The following is a 16,326-nucleotide window of genomic DNA, read 5'->3' as shown; positions in this document are numbered from 1 at the left end:
TGAATTTTGTGGTGGCTTAGAGGTGCCGCAAGAACCAGTCGAGAGCGGCGGAACTTGATTCTTCAAAGTTCTCTACGTACGGCTCGAAGTGGCCTCCCGGCAGCATCACGAGCGATTTGGGCTCCTGAGCCTGCTCGTAGGCCTCGAGGGCCAGGTCCGTGCCGGTCAGTTCATCGTCAGCGGCCACGATGAAGAGCAGCGGCTTCGGGGACACCCTTGAGGCCCAGACTCCCGGTTCGTAAAGGCGCGCTGCCCGGGTGGATTGCAAGGTGACGGTGTTGTCCCAGCCGTATTCTTCCGGGCCAGGTTGCGTGTAGAAACGCAGGGCGGAGGGAACCCGGTACGCGGCAGGCTGGTTTGGGTCGCTGCTAACTACCGCGATCATCCTGGGTGCCTTGCCGGCGGCTTGGTCCCGTTCGTCGTCGATGAAGGATTGTTCCAGCGCCGTCTTGGCATCGCCCACTGCCCTCCGGGAGCCGGCCACATGGCCGTTGATGGCGGGCACCTGGGACACGACAGCCTTGAGCCGGCCTTCCGTAGCCCCCAAAACCAGGGCGTGCCCGCCGGAGTAGCTGGACCCCCACAGGCCGATGCGCGAGGGGTCGACTTCAGGCCTGCCTTCGAGATAGGTTACCGCCCGGCGCCAGTCCTTGATCTGCTGCCAGGGATTGATGTCATGACGAAGTTCGCCATCACTCGCGCCGAAATTGCGGTGGTCGTGGACCAGGACCACGAATCCGTTGGCAGCAAAGCGGGAGGCGTATGCATCGAGGCGATGAGCGCGGGTTCCCGCATAGCCGTGCGCCATCGTGATGGCGGGATGTGGTCCTGGACCATCCGGGATGTAGAGCCAAGCACGGAGCGTGATGCCCCCATCGGCCGTGAATTCAACATCCAGTCGTTCTGCCATGAATCTCTCTTTTCTTTCCAGCGCCCCTGGACGGGCAGGGTGAAGCCGCGGGAGCAACGCCGCGCGCCGCGGGGAATTTGTGAGGTGTGGATAAAGGGGGTAAAGACGTGAAATAAGCGTACAGCTTTAGACTCTGTCCTGCAATGATTTTTTGGCGTATGCTCCTTTCACGGCCGCGTGCCGGCTACCCATTCCAGATTTCCCCCGATGCACGACGAAAGGCAGAAGCATGGCAAGCAGCTTCATCTATGACGGGGTCCGTACCCCCTTCGGAAAATTCGGCAAATCATTGGCCGGCGTTCGTCCTGACGATTTGGCCTCCCATGTGGTCCGCGAAGTGGTGGACAGGCAGCCCGGGCTGGAAGCGGACAGGATTAACGAGGTGATCCTGGGCAACGCCAATGGTGCTGGGGAGGATAACCGCAATGTGGCGCGCATGGCTGCGCTGCTCGCCGGGCTACCGACGTCGGTACCTGGCGTCACGGTCAATCGACTGTGCGGTTCTGGACTTGAGGCTGCCATCCAGGCGAGTCGTGCTGTGGAAATCGGGGATGCGGAGCTCATTGTTGCCGGGGGCGTTGAATCGATGAGCAGGGCACCCTGGATCCTGGCAAAACCCGAGCGGGCGTATCCGGCCGGCCCCCAAACCCTGCACAGTTCGACGCTGGGCTGGCGTATGGTCAACCCCCGGATGAACGACGCCTGGACTATCTCCAATGGCGAGACGGCTGAAATCCTGGCCGACAAGTTTGGCATATCAAGGACCGAGCAAGACCGGTTTGCCGTGAGAAGCCACAGTTTGGCTGCCAAGGCCTGGTCCGAGGGCATCTACGACGACGAGGTCGTGCCCCATCCGGATTCGGCGCTCCTCACCGACGAGGGCGTGCGACCCAGCACCTCCGAGGTGGCCCTGGCTGGCCTGGAGCCGGCGTTCCGCGACGGTGGCTCGGTAACGGCGGGCAATTCCTCTCCGCTCAATGATGGGGCGGCGGCCATGCTCATCGGGCGTGAAGGTGCCCTGGAAACGGAACCTTTGGCTCGCATCGTTTCACGTGGGGTGGCCGGCAACGATCCGAACGTTTTCGGCATTGCCCCTGTGGAGGCTGCGAATCAAGCGCTTGCCCGGGCAGGCAAGACCTGGGCAGACGTCGACGTCGTCGAGCTCAACGAAGCGTTCGCCGCCCAAAGCTTGGCGTGCCTGCGCCTTTGGCCCGACCTGGACCCGGAGAAAGTAAATATCCATGGTGGAGCGCTGGCCTTGGGGCACCCGCTGGGCGCGTCCGGCTCCCGCATTCTCATACACCTGGCGCGCGAGCTGAAGCGGCGTGGAGGCGGTGTTGGCGTTGCTGCCATTTGCATCGGTGTGGGGCAGGGCCTTGCTGTCGTTCTGGAGCGATAGCTGCCGTCCCCGCCCCCGCGCGGTTGGGCCATCCAAGGCGTTTTCAAATTCTGAATAAACACTCTTGTCTGAAATAGGTAAAGCGGATACGCTTACTTCAGCTGACTTTCACTAGGCTCCAAAACTTCCCACCACCGCAGGCCGCGCCGATGCAGCCTCAGGTCGCGTTTCTTCCACAGGAACGCCCCCACACTGACAAGGAAAGATACAGGCTCTCCATGATCATCAATAGTGCGGATCTCAACGCCGTCGACTCCTACAAACTCCTCATCGGAAGCATCATTCCCAGGGCCATCGCGTGGGTGAGCACCGTCTCGCCCGATGGGGTGGCCAATCTTGCGCCCATTTCCTTCTTCACGGCGGTAGGGCGAAAGCCGCCCATGGTGTCTATCTCGCTGCAGCCGCGCTCAGACGGGAAGACCCTCAAGGACACGTTCGTCAACATTCGCGAAACGGGAAACTTTGTGGTCAACGTGGCGACGCTTCCACAGGCGCACGCCCTGCACTCCTCGGCCTTCGAATTTCCCTCGGGTATCGACGAGTTTGAGGCCGTGGGTCTTGAAAAAGAGGCTTCACAAGCCGTGTCTGCGCCCAGGATCAAAGACGCCCCCATCGCAATGGAATGCATCGTTAACCGCATCATCCCTGTGGGCGAGATGAACGATCACGTGGTCTGGGGCGAAGTTGTCCGTTTCCACGTCAAAGACGAGCTTTACCTGGAACGAGGCCGGATTGATACGGCAGCAGTTACTGCCGTCGGGCGCTTGGCGGCTGAGTACACACTGGTTGAAAACGTGTTCACCACGCCGCTTGAGGATGAACTCCTCAAGGCCAAGCACAAGCAACGCATGGCACGGCTGGACGGTCAGCCGAGCGACTGGTCACCCATCAATACAGCAGCCTGGTCCCCATCCGGTTCGACCCTCACCAAGGAGCAATAGATGAGCACTGTAATGGAGCAGTTGCAGAAGCAGGACCCCTCGTTGACAACCACTGGCAGCGGCGATGTGGCCGTGCTTTTCATCCACGGATTCCTGGATGACCAGAGTGTCTGGGACGACGTCGTCTCTGAACTCGCCACCGCGAACGCCCAGTTTCTGAGACTGGACCTGGCAGGGATGGGGGACCGGAGCGGGGACGAAGGCCCGTACAGCCTGGAGCGATACGCCGACGACGTCGCTCGCGTCGTGGCGGGTCTGGACAGGCCCGTCGTGGTCGTCGCGCAGAGCATGGCAACGCTCGTAGCCGAACTAGTTGGGGTCCGCCATCCAGACAAAGTGGTGGGTGCTGTATTTGTTACCCCGGTGCCTTTAGCGGGGACACACCTTCCTGAGGAAGCTGTTGGTCCTTTCCGGCATCTGGGTGGAGATGCAGCAGCCCAACGAGGGATCCGGCAGTACCTCGGCGGCGGGTTGAACGAGTTCGGGTTGGACAAGCTCACCTACATAGGGGGCCGCATCCGTCCGGAAGTCGTGACCCACCTCGTGGATTGCTGGAACGAAGGGATTCCGAACGCCCCTGCGGAGAGCGAATTTAGCTCACCGTAGTGTTAATAATCCGCGGTGAAGCAGACCCGTTCGCGACCGCCGAGCTGATCTCTTCAGCTGTCGCCCCGCGATTCCGGCACGTCAAGGAGGAAGTACTCAGCGGGGCGGGCCACTGGCCTCACGTCGAGCAGCCTCAGAACGTGGCCGGTTTCATCGGCCGATTCCTCAAAGAAGTTTCTGAAGCATCTGCCACTACGTCTGGCGGAGGAGACGCCCAAGGCTGGATCAACGCTTTTGCCAGCAAATCCGCAGACGACTTTGGCGAGGCCTTCCACCGCGACGTTGTGCTTGAGGCTTCCGTCATCCGGTCGCCCATCACCGGCCGGGAGAACGTGAAAGCGGTAATGAGCGCAGCCAGCTCTATTTACGAATCGCTGGAGTTCACCCATCAAACCGTCAATGGGCCGCGCACTTACCTTGAATGGCAGGCCACCGCGTTCAGCGGTCTCAAGATCGACGGAGTCACTATCCTCACCAAGGACGAAGCCGGCCAGATCGTCTCGGCCGCCATCCATCATCGCCCGCTTGACGCAGCGCTCCGGTTTTCGGCTGAACTGGGGAAACGCCTCGGGAAATCTGTGGGCGATGAATCCCGTTTTTACTCCGCCGACTGATTCCTTCGGATTCAGCAGGTTCGCAACTACTTCCTAGCGAAAGGGCATATGCCAATGACCCACCTTACGTTCAGCGTCCAGGACCAGATTGCCACCATCATCCTGGACAATCCGCCCCAGAACCGGATCGACCTTCAGATGGCGGACGAGCTGTCCGAAGCTATAACCGCCATAGGCAGTAGCGACGCCCGTGTGGTCATCATTCGGGCTGAAGGCGCGGACTTCAGCTTCGGAGGCGACATCATGACGTGGCCGGGCGCGGAAACGCGGGAGTTGCGTGCCTTGTTTGAGCGCTACATGTCAGTCTTCAACCAGTTGGAGCTGCTGCCGATGCCGGTGATTGCAGAAGTCCAGGGCCTTTGCTTTGGAGGAGGGTTTGAACTCGCCCTGAGGGCCGACCTCATTTTCGCAGCAGAATCAGCGGAGTTCGGGCATCCGGAGCAAACTCTTGGCATCGTCACCCTCTTGGGTGGCATCTATCGCGTTGCCGAAAGGGCAGGCAAGACCCGGGCAGCAGAATGGGCGATGACTTCGGAGAAAGTATCCGCTTCGGAAATGAACCGTGCCGGAGTGGTGAACCGCGTCGTTTCCCAAGACAAGCTCACGGAAGAAGTCTTGGCATTTGCCCAGCGGATCGCCACCGGAGCTACACAGGCATACGCTGCGCACAAGGCGCTCCTGAGAACCTGGTCGTTGGGCGGCGTGGCTGCGGCAGACCAAGCGATGTTCGATATCGCCATGCCGTTGTTTGAACGCGAAGACACCCAGGCCGGGCTGAAATCGGCCGTGGAGGCACTGGAAGCGGGACGGCCACGCCCGGTGTTGGAATTTCAAGGCCGCTAATCGCACTTAACATGGTGGATGGCCAAGGGTGCCCTGGAAGTTGGCGAGAGGGGATGCAGTGAGCGACTGGAACGCGACGCAACGCTATGACATGGAAAGTGCTCCTGGAGGGCTGGGTTTTGTCCATGACCTGCTCAACACGAAATCCGCTGGAAAGCCGCGAAGGACCGATTTGTTGCTTGATCTCGGGCTTGCCCAGGATTGGCTGGATGCTGGTCTGAAACAGTGGGCACTGGCCACCGGACGGCATTATGTCGAAGTCAAACTTACGGAACGCGACCTGGAACACCTGCGGTACTTTCGTGATGAACTTGCGGGCACGCTAAACGCCGGAGGCGACCCGGACGCCGTCGTTCGTTCCGACATTGACGCTTTGCCCACAGTCTGGACGACCGCTACCTCCTTGAGGCTCAAGTCCAATGGCGAGATCCAGGCTGAACCGCAGGGAGCCGGAGCCGGTCACATTGAATCCCTGGCTATGACGGAGATTTTCCAGGCCCAACTCGCAGGGACTTGGCACCGGCTCAAACTATGCCGCAGCGAAAAATGCAGGGTTGCGTTCTTTGATCGCTCGCGCAACAACAGCGGCGTGTGGCATGACGTAAGAATTTGTGGAAACCCGGCGAATCTCCGGGCGCACCGAGCACGAAAACTTGAATCAAAGCTCGTGAATTGACTCCCATTTCTGTTCGTTCGTGAACAATGTGCAGGAGGGTCTTTTCGCTGACCGGGCTATTAACCCCACTAAGGACCTCAATGCAAGCTTTACCTGCGGACAATTCCGCCCGAATCACCGAGTACGCGCATCCTGACAGGCTGGTTACAGCCGAATGGCTTGTACGGCACATGGATGATGACAGACTGGTCATCGTGGAGTCTGACGAGGACCCGCTGCTTTATGAACTGGGCCACATTCCGTCGGCCGTCAAAATTGATTGGCATACAGATCTGAACGATCCTGTTATACGCGACTATTTGACGGGGCGGGAATTTGCCAATCTTATGACGTCCAAGGGTATTTCGCGGGACAGCACCGTTGTCATTTATGGTGACAAGCACAACTGGTGGGCTGCCTATACTCTCTGGGTGTTCCGTCTCTTTGGCCATCCTGACGTCCGCTTGCTCGACGGCGGGCGGGAAACGTGGATCTCCGAAGGGCGTCCCCTCGAGACTTCGCTGCCGCCGGCAAGGAGCGCAACGTCCTATCCGGTAGTCACGCGCGATGACTCGTCCATCCGGGCGTTCAAGGATGACGTCCAGGAACACCTCGGCTTATCCCTCATCGACATCCGCAGCCCTGAGGAGTACACCGGTGAGCGGACTTCCATTCCCGATTACCCGCAGGAGGGCGTCCTCCGTGGCGGGCATATCCCGGGGGCACGCAATGTCCCGTGGGCGCGGGCTGTTTCCGACGACGGGACGTTCCGGCCGCGGAGGGAACTGGAGGAGATCTATTTCCATGAAATAGGCCTGAAAGTGGACGATGAAGTTATTACCTACTGCCGGATTGGTGAGCGTTCAAGCCATTCCTGGTTTGCCCTGACTTTCCTGCTGGGCATGGACAGGGTGAGGAACTACGACGGTTCCTGGACCGAATGGGGCAATGCAGTACGGGCTCCCATAGCGGTCGGTAGTTAGAGTTCTTGAACTACGAACAAGAGGAGTACTAGTGAGTGAGCGCAAACGGGTCGTAGCCTGGGACGATCCAGCCATTGGCGCGGCAGCCATGCCCGGCCTGAGCGGCTTGGAGTACCTGCACTCAATGATGGGCAAAAAACTGCCACCCCCACCGATGGGGGAATTGCTGAACATGACCCTGGTCGAGGCGGCGCCGGGCACTGCCACCTTTACGTGTCAGCCCGACGAGTCCCATTACAACCCAATTGGCTCGGTTCACGGCGGGCTCCTTTGCACCCTGCTCGATTCCGCCCTTGGCTGCGCAGTGCAGACAACCCTTCCCAAAGGCCAGGGTTACACCTCCATAGAGATTAAGGTGAACTACCTTCGCTCAGTACGGGCTGACAGCGGCCCATTGACGTGTGTAGGCGTTGTATCGAAGCCCGGCAATCGCGTTGCCTTCGCGGACGCCACCGTCACGGACGCCAAGGGCAAGCTCGTAGCTACCGCCACAGGCTCACTGCTCGTCTTCACAATCGACTGACCTGGTGGCGTCAGCGCCACAGAGGAGAGCCCTCGACCGGTTCCGGTCGAGGGCTCTGCCAAGTGAATCGCCCGGGATCTACATCCCTGAACTCTTCGTCCGGACCGCGGACGACGCAGTCGTCGAAACAAGGTGCTCACCCTCCAATACTTCGGGGTCCGCCGGTGCAACGGTGGCACGTTTTCCCTTGCTGCCAGTCTCAGGCAGCGTGAAGTACACGATGAGGCAGAGGGCGACTATCGCGATCATGTAGTAGGCGACGAACATTGGTTGTCCGGCGCCAACGAAGGCAGCAGCAACCAGTGGTGCGGTCCCGCCGAAGATGGCAATCACGATCTGGTGAGAGAACCCGATGCCGGACACCCGGACGGATGCAGGAAACAGTTCTGCTTGAATCGTCGGGTAAACCGACTGCCAGATACCCAGGACCACCCAGCCTGAAGCTGAAACCAAAACGTAAACGCCGAACCCTGGCTGGTTCAACAGCAAAAGCAAGGGGTAGAACAATGCGATCATGCCGATGGCGCCGATGATGGGGAAGATCTTGCGGCGGCCGAGACGGTCGGAAAGATAACCACAAATTGGCACGATGATCACGAGTAATGCAAGTCCGATGACACTTCCTGCAAGCGTTGAGGCGAGGTCCCGGCCAGTCGTGAGTTTGGCGTACGTGGGCAGGAAGGTCGCCCATGTGTAGTAGGCCACGGCGGGGGCAGAAAGGGCTGCCGTCTGCAGGAGAGCCTTCGGGTGATCGCGGAGGAGATCGCGCAGACGCGCCGGTGCAGACTTTTGATCGACGGCGGCACTTGCTTCAAATTCAGGGGTTTCATCCGAACGGGCACGCAGAATGAGGCCGACTACTCCGAGCGCACCGCCAATGACGAACGGGATGCGCCAACCCCAGGCAGCCAGTTCATCGGGGGAGAAGGCTGAAGTGACCATAGCCGCAGCACCAGTCGCTGCGAGAGTTGCGAGGCCGCTTGCCATGTTGGAAAACGAACCGAAGAGACCCCTGCGGTTTGCAGGAGCGTGTTCGACCATGAACGCGATGGCGCTCTGCTGCTCGGTGCCGGCGGAGATTCCTTGCAGGATGCGCGCAACCAAGAAGAGAATTGGGGCGGCGTAGCCGATGGTTCCAAAGGACGGCGTAAGGCCGATGATCAGGGCGCCGAGGGCCATCCCGGAGATGGACAGTGTCAGAATAAGCCGTCGGCCGAAACGATCTGCCAGCGGCGAGATGATGATGCCGCTCAGTGGGCGGACAACAAACCCGACCGCGTATGTCAGAAGAGCCGCGACGAGGGATGCGAACGCAGAGTCACTCGGAAAAATCTGCGACGAGAAAACTGCTGCTAGCAGGCCATAAATGTACCAGTCGTACCATTCCACAAAGTGGCCGATGGTACCTGCGATCAGGTTGACGCGGCGGCGGGGCGGCTCGGACGCTTCGGGAAATTCCGAAGAGCCTGGACTGTCCAGCGCTTCTTTTGAGGTCTTCATTGAACTCTCCATATTTGGGTTCCAGGGAGGATAGGGGTTCGATCCGAGGCAGTCGGCCAGGCCGCCGATTGGGCTATGGGCGCTTACTGCCAGCATGGGGCCGGTACGCGAACTCTTCAAGGCTTTGCGTTTCCAGGGGTTCTTACCTGGGACACGCAAATGAGATCGGTTGCTGAGATCGGTTGCGATCAACCCTACGGACTGAATGTGATGCTTGTCAACGTTTTACTTGTGGCGCGCGTAGGCCGAAGGTCGGTTTACTCAGCCTCAATGGAAAGAGGCGCTTCGTTGTTGAAGTCCAGGAATTGCACTCCGGACCAGGCGCACTCCAAGCTGCCGTACACAGACCAGTATTCATCCCAATGGGCGAGTTTCCACTGGTCGCGCTCCAGTCCGCGCCGGGTGAGCCGTTCGCGGAGAACTTCCTGACGTACCCGCACTCGGATGACTGTGATCTCGCACGAGGGCCACAGAAAGTTTTCTGCAGCACGGGTCAAATAATCTGCTTCTCCGAAGTAGGCTCCAAAGGGAGCATCAAGGACCACTGACCGGCCGAGGCGTAGGTTCACGCCCGCCACATCCATGAGGGTTTCGTACTCAAGGGGCAGCAGATTGTCGCGATAGTAGTCGTTGGACTCGCGGTCGGTGGGATCGTGCCCTGTGGCGGTCAGTGCGAATTCAACGAAGCGGCCGCTGACCCGGTCCTTGTCCAGATATGCAGCCTCATGCTCTTTCGCCGTTTGTTGGGCAACCGTCGTTTTTCCCGAGCCGGCCGGTCCGATAACAATGAAGACGCCCGGAGACATTATCGGCGGGCCTCTGCCACTGCTGACAGGAATTCCTCGGCAGCTTTCGTGACGCGGGTAAAGTCGCCGTCCGGCTGCCATGCCTTTGTCACGTAGCTGCCCACACCGACGCCCGCCACGCCCGCCCGCGAACCATTCGCCGACGTTTTCCAGGGTCACGCCACCTGCGGGCATGATCGGCAGATGGGCCAGCGGCGCCAGCACAGACTTCGCATAGGCAATGCCGCCAGCCTCGGTGGGGAAGAGCTTGAGGATATCCGCACCCGCTTCTGCTGTTTCCACTAGCTCAGTCGGTGTGTAAGCCCCACTGATTGTTGGTATTTGGTATCGGTTGGCTGTGCGGATCATCGCAGGATTCAACTGCGGGCTGACCAAGAACTCTGCGCCGGCGCGGATGCACTCGTAGGCTGAATGCTCATCCAACACTGTCCCGGCGCCGACTGCCACGCCGGCGGGCCCATGCTTGGCGGCGAGTCGTCGAATGACGTCTACGGCGCCGGGAATGGAAAGCGTGATTTCGAGGGCTTTGAATCCTCCTTCGATAGCGGCTTCCGCCACACGTTCGGCGAGTTCGGCGTTCTCGAGTCGCACGATGAGTACGGCCCCGGATTCGTCGATGGTTTGCAGGGTGCGAAGTTTCTTTTGCATGCTGGCTTCTTTCCGGACGGGAAGCGTCCTGGTCTTGAGCAGCCCGGCTCGTGTTGATGTTCCGTTGACAAACTCTCCCACCATCCATACTGTTATTGCAACCGATCTCAGCAACCGATCTCATACAAGGGGGTATTGCGGTTGACTCATGTGCGCACAATCATTCTTGGTGCTTCCCATTGGCACGTTCCGCTTTATGCGCAGGCCATTGGCGAAGAGCACAACGTCCTCGGAGTCAGTGACGACGACGTATCCATCGTCCAGGGACTTGCCGACGGCTGGGGAGCACCGGTGGAGGCTGACTGGCGGAAGCTAGTGGACCTTCCCGACGTTGGCCTTGCCTATGTGTTTGGCCCCCACGATGACATGGCGGAGAAGTGTTTTGCCCTGATCGAACGCGGTATTCCGTTCGTGGTGGAAAAGCCGCTGGGAACTTCACTTGCCCAACTTTCTGCCGTACGTAATGCCGCCGAGGCAGCTGGCGTGCCCGCCACAGTACCCTTGGTCCAGCGGGGCGGCCCGACCGATCGATGGCTGGCTAAAGCTGGACGACCGACGTACCAGCGAACATCTTTCATCGCAGGACCACCATCCCGGTATCTCTCCAACGCAAATCCCTGGATGCTCGACCCCATGAAGGCCGGCGGAGGATGCTTGGCCAACCTCGGTCCACATTTCGTTGATCTGTTCCTTCAGGGCTGCGATGAGTCTGTGGCACACATCCAGTCCCGGCTCTCGTCGGTCCTTCATGACCAGGCTGTTGAGGACCATGCCAGTTTGATCATCACCACGCCGGCCGGACGCGAAGCCATTGTGGAGGTTGGCTACGCATTCCCAGGCTCCCCGCTCAAGCGCTACTGCAGCTTCACTTCGGTCGGAGAAGCGGGATTCGCGTCCGTCGATTCAGACGGCACGGCTAGCTTTACAGCGCTGGACGGCACCGCGGAATCCGACAAGATCAACGTGGACAGCGACCCGCTCTACGACCCCTTCGTGCGGAGTGTCGCGCGGACACTGGATCATGGATTCCGGGGCTTGCCCACGCTGGCCCAGCTCGAGAATGTCATGCGGCCCATTTGGCGGGCCTATGACGACCAGCACGGAGGAAATGAACATGCCTGACTTGAGTATCGACGTCGTTGCAAAAGCTGCCGGTGTCCACCGGTCAACAGTCTCCCGGGCGTTCTCACGCCCCGAGGCGGTGAAGAGTGAAACCCGCGAGCACATCCTCCGGGTCGCCGAGGCACTCGGCTACACAATGAGTCCGCTGGCGCAGGCGCTCCGTCGAAAGACCAGCACCATAATTCCTCTGATTGTCCCTGACATTACGAACCCGTTCTTCGCAGAACTTGCCAAGACGATGACACAGGCAGCTGACGAGCGCGGCTACCAACTCATGCTCTGCGTCACCAACGGCGACCCGGCCAAGACCGATGGATACTTCACAGCGATGCAGGCGATGTATGCCCCGTTCGGGATTGTGGCACCCTCTACGAAGGTGGATACCGAAGCCCTGAAACGTTTTGCCTTCGGCCATAAGGTGGTGGTGATCGACCGCGTGGAAGGTGACGACTCCGTTCCCACGGTCACGGTCGATAGCCGCAAAGGAATCATGCTGGCGTTGGACCATTTGCATACCTTGGGGCACACCTCGATCGGTTACGTATCCGGTATCGCCGGGACACATACGGCCCAGGACCGTATGGACGCCTATCTGGAGCTCACCGCCCAAAGCGGCAGCGCGCCCGTGGTGCTGGACAGCGGGTCAGACCTGGATGCGGGAACGCGCGGGGCGGAGCACTTCCTGCAGATGGACAATCCGCCGACGGCCATCATCGCGGCCAATGACATGGTGGCCTTTGCAGTGATCTCGGAACTCGGTCGGAGCGGCCTGCGGGTACCGGACGACGTGTCGGTCATCGGGTTCGATGGGCTCGCTCTCGGTGCGCGCTTCAACCCTCCCCTGACAACAGTGCGGCAGCCGATCGCCGACATGGGACATATCGCAATTGAACTGGCAGAAAAGCAGAATGTTGACGGCTCCGTGGACCACATCGTCCTCGAACCTGAGCTTCTGGTGCGCGGCTCCACGTCGGGACCTCGAAAATGAGTGGGGCAGGGGAGTCGACGCTCCGGCGTCTGCCGGGACTCCAACACACGGACCACGTCGGACTGAGCGGTTCCAAACCTTGACGAGGGCGTTCGGTTCTTCGTCGAAGTGCTCGGAGCTGAAGAGCTATATCGCTCGGAACGCGGGCCCGACGAAGATTTTATGCCCACAAACTTCGAAGTCCCCGCAGATGCCAAGCTCACACTCGCCATGCTGAGACTGCCTCCGAACCTCAACATCGAGCTTTTCGAGTGGAGCAGCACTGAGCGGCGCGAGACGCCACCGCGTCATTGCGACGCCGGTGGACACCACCTGTGCTTCGTCGTGGACGACGTCGATGAAGCCATCGAAGTGCTTCAGGAAACACCAGGGGTACGGGTGCTCGGGGAACGCAAGGAAGTCGCAGGTGACAGCCCTCGTGTATCCGGCAACCGCTGGACCTACTTCATTACCCCTTGGGGACTGCTGATGGAGATCGTGGATCGGTCCCGCGTCGCAGACCCACCCCGGCTGGTCGGTCCCGCGGACTGGGCAGCAACAAGAAAGACGTCAGAAAGGACATGAAACCATGCGGCTAGCTGGTCACACACTAGGCACCCCGGACCACACGGTTCCCCAAGCAATTAATCTCTTCCGATCGGTGGGGCTCGATGCCGCCGAAGTCATCTACCAGGATGACTACAAGTCCGGGTTGCCTTTAGGTGACCATCGCGCCGCGATGGAGGCACTGAAAGCGGCCGAAGGCGCAGGTGTGCCCATTGTGGGTCTGACTCCATACACCACCGCCATCAATGCCCTGGACGCCGTGGAATGGCGCAAAGCAGTCGACGAATTCCGCGGCGCCATAGAGACCGCACACCTGCTCGGCGCCGACCGGGTCCGTGTTTATGCAGGTTCCTGGCACCCCGGTGACAACGATCACGCGGCACGATGGGCAAAACTGCGTGAAGCCTTGGAGACCCTCGCGCCTGAAGCAGGCCAGGCAGGCGTTCGCCTTTGCGTTGAAAACCACTTCGGCACTATGACCCAGACCGCCGCGGACACCGCTGCACTGGTCCGGGAAATCGCCCATCCTGCCGTCCGCGTTCTCTATGACCAAGCCAACCTGACATTCACGCACGACGAAAACTACGAAGAAGCCTTCGCGATACAAGGCGACCTGATAAGTCACGTCCACGTAAAGGACCTCGTCTTCACTGATCCCAACGCCACTTTCCGGGCGACTGAAACCGCCCGGGTCAACGCTTCCGAGCGGGCGGTCCGCTCCCGCGTCGTGGGAAGCGGCGTCGTTCCCTGGTCCCAAATCCTCGCCACGTTGCTGCAGCACGGCTACGACGACGTGCTGAGCATCGAGCTTGAATACCGGTGGCACCCCCAAGACCTCCCTGCGCCCGAAGATGGATTCCGCCAATCCGCCGCAGTCCTGCGCTCAATGCTCTCTGATCTCGCTGAAGTAAGGAACGCCCGATGAACACCAATCGTCTCCGCGTCGGAGTTGTCGGCGCGGGCAACATCGCCACCATCGCCCAATTACCCACACTCGTACAACGCGACGACGTCGAATTGGCCGCCCTCGTCTCCCGGCGTGAAGATCCCAGCGCTCTGGTGCGGCGCTGGGGCTTCAACTCCGCCTACAAGACCGTGGAGGACATGTTGGCCGCACAGGAACTGGATGCTGTCTTTGTACTGACACCACGCGCCGAGCACGCCCATGCCGTCCAACTTTGCCTTAATCGTGACGTCGACGTGTTCTGTGAAAAGCCATTGGCCCCGGCAACCGATGAGGCAGAACGCCTTGCAGATCTCGCCGACGAACGCGGTCGGGTGCTCATGGTCGACTTCAACCGCCGCTATGCGCCCGTCTATACAGCCGGCAGGGAAATTTTCGGAACCAACGGCGCCACCTTCTGCGTCGCCCAGAAAAACCGCCCCGGATCTGAATACCGCGCGACGTTCGAGAACGCCATTCACATGGTCGATCTCCTCCGCTGGTACTGCGGCGGGGAGCCCGAACACGTCGCCGCCCACGCCGCCGGTGACGACCCTTGGGAAGAAGACGGCCTGGCAGCAACCATCCGCTTCAGCACAGGGAACACAGGCGTCTTGATGGCGGCCCGTACAGCGGGAGCTTGGAACGAAAAACTCGACGCCTACGGTGACGGAAAGACCGTCGAAGTCAGGGCACCCGAAACGGTTTCCACCACGATCAACGGCGTCACGACATCACGGGAACTGAGCGCCGAGGCATATGGCTGGGCGACAGCCACCGACACTCTGGGGTTTTCGGCCGCCGTTCACCACTTCCTGGACCGGGTCGCCGACAGGGGGCAACCGCTGACTTCTGGCCGCGAAGCCGTTCACACGCAACGCCTGCTGGACCGGATTCTCGCTTCCGCCGGCTTGCCCACAGAAGAACAAGCCGGCCGCGAATGGGCCAGCCACGCAGTCAGCGGAAGCTGAAGCACCAGGAGAGACCGCCCAGCACCACGTCAGGTCTACGAAGGCGGTTCACCGTTCTTCTCGGCATTCTCCTGGTCGCCTTCAGTGCCAGGCAAGCGGTGTCGGCAGCATCCCCACTCCTTGATTCAATAGGCGAGGACCTTCCACTCGATGCCGTGTCAACAGGGACGCTGGGGATGCTGCCGACGGCCGGCTTCGCCTTAGTAGGCTTTCTGGCTCTCCCGCTCGTGCGTCGCATCCAGCTCGAGCATCTGCTGTTAGTTGCACTCCTGCTGACAACCTTGGGTCAGGTCGGACGCGCACTGGGTTGGACCACCCTGGTCTTTTTGGCTTTCACCTGGATCGCCATGCTGGGCATCGGGATGGTCAATATCGTGGTTCCGCCGCTTCTGATGAAGTACTTTCCCAAGAGAATCGGGCTTCTCTCATCCCTTCACGTGACTCTCCTGGGCGTAAGCACGGCCATTGCCGCCCAATGTGCCGCACCCTTGGCAAATCTTTATGGCTGGCGGTTGTCAGTCGGCATTTGGGCGGGCCTCAGCGCAGCCGCAGCCCTGCCCTGGCTGGTGGTTCTTGCCGGGCGGAAAGCTGAGCGCAGCGCGAAGCCAATAAGTCCTGACCCTCCAGCACCCCCTGATAGCGCGATAAAGCCCTGGCGATCCTCTGTCGGCTGGGGTACGGCGCTAATTTTCGCCGGCTGCTCAAGCAATACCTTTGCAGCCCTTATGTGGCTTCCGGCTGTCTTTGTCGACCGGGGAATGAGCGGGGAAACGGCTGGCTCTATGCTCGCGCTGTATTCAATTATCGGCCTGCCTGTAGGTCTGATCGCGCCTCTGCTGGTAGCGCGAATGCCTCGCCCCATGCCCATCGCGGTCCTGTTCGTTGTCGCGTTCGCCATCGGCTACGCAGGTATCGTCTTTGCTCCACCAGCTTCTGGAGTCGTGTGGGTGGTCATTGCTGGGTTGGGCCAGGGTGCCTATTCCTTTGCGTTCACGATGATCAACAAACGCACCAGAACGGAAGCTGGCTCGGGGGCACTATCGGCGTTCGCCCAGGGAGTCGGCTACGCCCTCGCCGGCATCGGCCCACTGCTTTTTGGTCTCCTGCACCAACCAGGCGATAACTGGTTGCCTTCTTTTTGTATGCTCGGAGCCTGGCTTTTGGTGCTGACCGCGGGAGCCATAATGATCAACAAACCACGCTGTCTTGACGATGTACGCCAAACCGGCACACGAGAGCATCAAGCGCCTCGCCTCCGGATCAAATAAATCCTTGACAGACCCCTTCGGTCATCTTATGTTTATTGCAACCGATCTCAGCAACCGATC

General features: G+C 60.2%; 17 protein-coding genes. 14 read left to right on the top strand and 3 right to left on the bottom strand.

What is annotated here, in order from left to right; genetic code table 11:
- Positions 1-16 precede the first annotated feature (16 nt).
- Positions 17-910, bottom strand: coding sequence for an alpha/beta hydrolase (locus tag ACTAQJ_RS11310; protein ID WP_498702089.1), 894 nt, complete (start codon positions 908-910; stop codon positions 17-19).
- 229 nt (positions 911-1,139) lie between these two features.
- Here ACTAQJ_RS11310 and ACTAQJ_RS11305 point away from each other — a divergent pair, with 229 nt between their 5' ends.
- From ACTAQJ_RS11305 to ACTAQJ_RS11270, 8 genes are all read left to right on the top strand, one after another.
- Entirely contained in the window at positions 1,140-2,309 is a 1,170-nt protein-coding gene (locus ACTAQJ_RS11305; RefSeq protein WP_498702088.1) for a thiolase family protein, read from the top strand.
- A 218-nt stretch (positions 2,310-2,527) separates the two neighbouring features.
- Positions 2,528-3,250 carry a flavin reductase family protein gene (locus tag ACTAQJ_RS11300; RefSeq protein ID WP_498702087.1) on the top strand — a complete coding sequence of 241 codons (723 nt, stop codon included), beginning with the start codon at positions 2,528-2,530 and terminating at the stop codon, positions 3,248-3,250.
- Complete coding sequence (locus tag ACTAQJ_RS11295) at positions 3,251-3,856, top strand: alpha/beta fold hydrolase (protein ID WP_498702086.1); 606 nt, start codon at positions 3,251-3,253, stop codon at positions 3,854-3,856.
- Positions 3,856-4,470 carry a nuclear transport factor 2 family protein gene (locus ACTAQJ_RS11290; RefSeq protein ID WP_498702085.1) on the top strand — a complete coding sequence of 205 codons (615 nt, stop codon included), beginning with the start codon at positions 3,856-3,858 and terminating at the stop codon, positions 4,468-4,470. Before ACTAQJ_RS11295 ends, ACTAQJ_RS11290 begins: the two co-directional genes overlap by 1 nt.
- A 54-nt stretch (positions 4,471-4,524) precedes the next feature.
- Positions 4,525-5,313 carry an enoyl-CoA hydratase/isomerase family protein gene (locus ACTAQJ_RS11285; RefSeq protein ID WP_498702084.1) on the top strand — a complete coding sequence of 263 codons (789 nt, stop codon included), beginning with the start codon at positions 4,525-4,527 and terminating at the stop codon, positions 5,311-5,313.
- A 58-nt stretch (positions 5,314-5,371) separates the two neighbouring features.
- Positions 5,372-5,989, top strand: coding sequence for a CGNR zinc finger domain-containing protein (locus tag ACTAQJ_RS11280; RefSeq protein WP_431118720.1), 618 nt, complete (start codon positions 5,372-5,374; stop codon positions 5,987-5,989).
- A gap of 80 nt (positions 5,990-6,069) precedes the next feature.
- Positions 6,070-6,951 carry a sulfurtransferase gene (locus ACTAQJ_RS11275; RefSeq protein WP_431118722.1) on the top strand — a complete coding sequence of 294 codons (882 nt, stop codon included), beginning with the start codon at positions 6,070-6,072 and terminating at the stop codon, positions 6,949-6,951.
- Between the two features lie 31 nt (positions 6,952-6,982).
- Entirely contained in the window at positions 6,983-7,474 is a 492-nt protein-coding gene (locus ACTAQJ_RS11270; protein ID WP_431118723.1) for a PaaI family thioesterase, read from the top strand.
- 78 nt (positions 7,475-7,552) lie between these two features.
- Here the strand turns inward: ACTAQJ_RS11270 and ACTAQJ_RS11265 are convergent, their stop codons facing one another.
- Together ACTAQJ_RS11265 and ACTAQJ_RS11260 are read right to left on the bottom strand one after the other, a co-directional pair.
- Complete coding sequence (locus ACTAQJ_RS11265; protein WP_431118724.1) at positions 7,553-8,974, bottom strand: MFS transporter; 1,422 nt, start codon at positions 8,972-8,974, stop codon at positions 7,553-7,555.
- 257 nt (positions 8,975-9,231) lie between these two features.
- Positions 9,232-10,428, bottom strand: coding sequence for an AAA family ATPase (locus tag ACTAQJ_RS11260; RefSeq protein WP_498702083.1), 1,197 nt, complete (start codon positions 10,426-10,428; stop codon positions 9,232-9,234).
- Positions 10,429-10,578: 150 nt separating this feature from the next.
- Between ACTAQJ_RS11260 and ACTAQJ_RS11255 the strand changes: the two genes are divergently transcribed.
- The 6 genes from ACTAQJ_RS11255 (at position 10,579) to ACTAQJ_RS11230 (ending at position 16,266) form a co-directional block, all read left to right on the top strand.
- Positions 10,579-11,550 carry a Gfo/Idh/MocA family protein gene (locus tag ACTAQJ_RS11255; RefSeq protein WP_498702082.1) on the top strand — a complete coding sequence of 324 codons (972 nt, stop codon included), beginning with the start codon at positions 10,579-10,581 and terminating at the stop codon, positions 11,548-11,550.
- The gene (locus tag ACTAQJ_RS11250; RefSeq protein WP_498702081.1) at positions 11,543-12,538 is read left to right on the top strand and encodes a LacI family DNA-binding transcriptional regulator; all 996 of its coding nucleotides are present in this window, start codon (positions 11,543-11,545) and stop codon (positions 12,536-12,538) included. Before ACTAQJ_RS11255 ends, ACTAQJ_RS11250 begins: the two co-directional genes overlap by 8 nt.
- Positions 12,539-12,646: 108 nt before the next feature.
- Positions 12,647-13,102 carry a VOC family protein gene (locus ACTAQJ_RS11245; protein ID WP_498702080.1) on the top strand — a complete coding sequence of 152 codons (456 nt, stop codon included), beginning with the start codon at positions 12,647-12,649 and terminating at the stop codon, positions 13,100-13,102.
- 4 nt (positions 13,103-13,106) lie between these two features.
- Entirely contained in the window at positions 13,107-14,009 is a 903-nt protein-coding gene (locus ACTAQJ_RS11240) for a sugar phosphate isomerase/epimerase family protein (RefSeq protein WP_498702079.1), read from the top strand.
- Positions 14,006-14,998 carry a Gfo/Idh/MocA family protein gene (locus tag ACTAQJ_RS11235; RefSeq protein ID WP_431118733.1) on the top strand — a complete coding sequence of 331 codons (993 nt, stop codon included), beginning with the start codon at positions 14,006-14,008 and terminating at the stop codon, positions 14,996-14,998. The genes ACTAQJ_RS11240 and ACTAQJ_RS11235 overlap by 4 nt, the downstream gene beginning before the upstream one ends.
- Positions 14,968-16,266 (top strand): MFS transporter, encoded by a 1,299-nt coding sequence (locus tag ACTAQJ_RS11230; protein WP_498702078.1) that lies wholly within the window; start codon positions 14,968-14,970, stop codon positions 16,264-16,266. Before ACTAQJ_RS11235 ends, ACTAQJ_RS11230 begins: the two co-directional genes overlap by 31 nt.
- Positions 16,267-16,326 lie beyond the last annotated feature (60 nt).

Source organism: Arthrobacter sp. alpha11c (assembly GCF_054149985.1).
The sequence above is the reverse complement of the archived record's forward strand: the minus strand, read 5'-3'. Positions and strand labels throughout refer to the sequence as shown.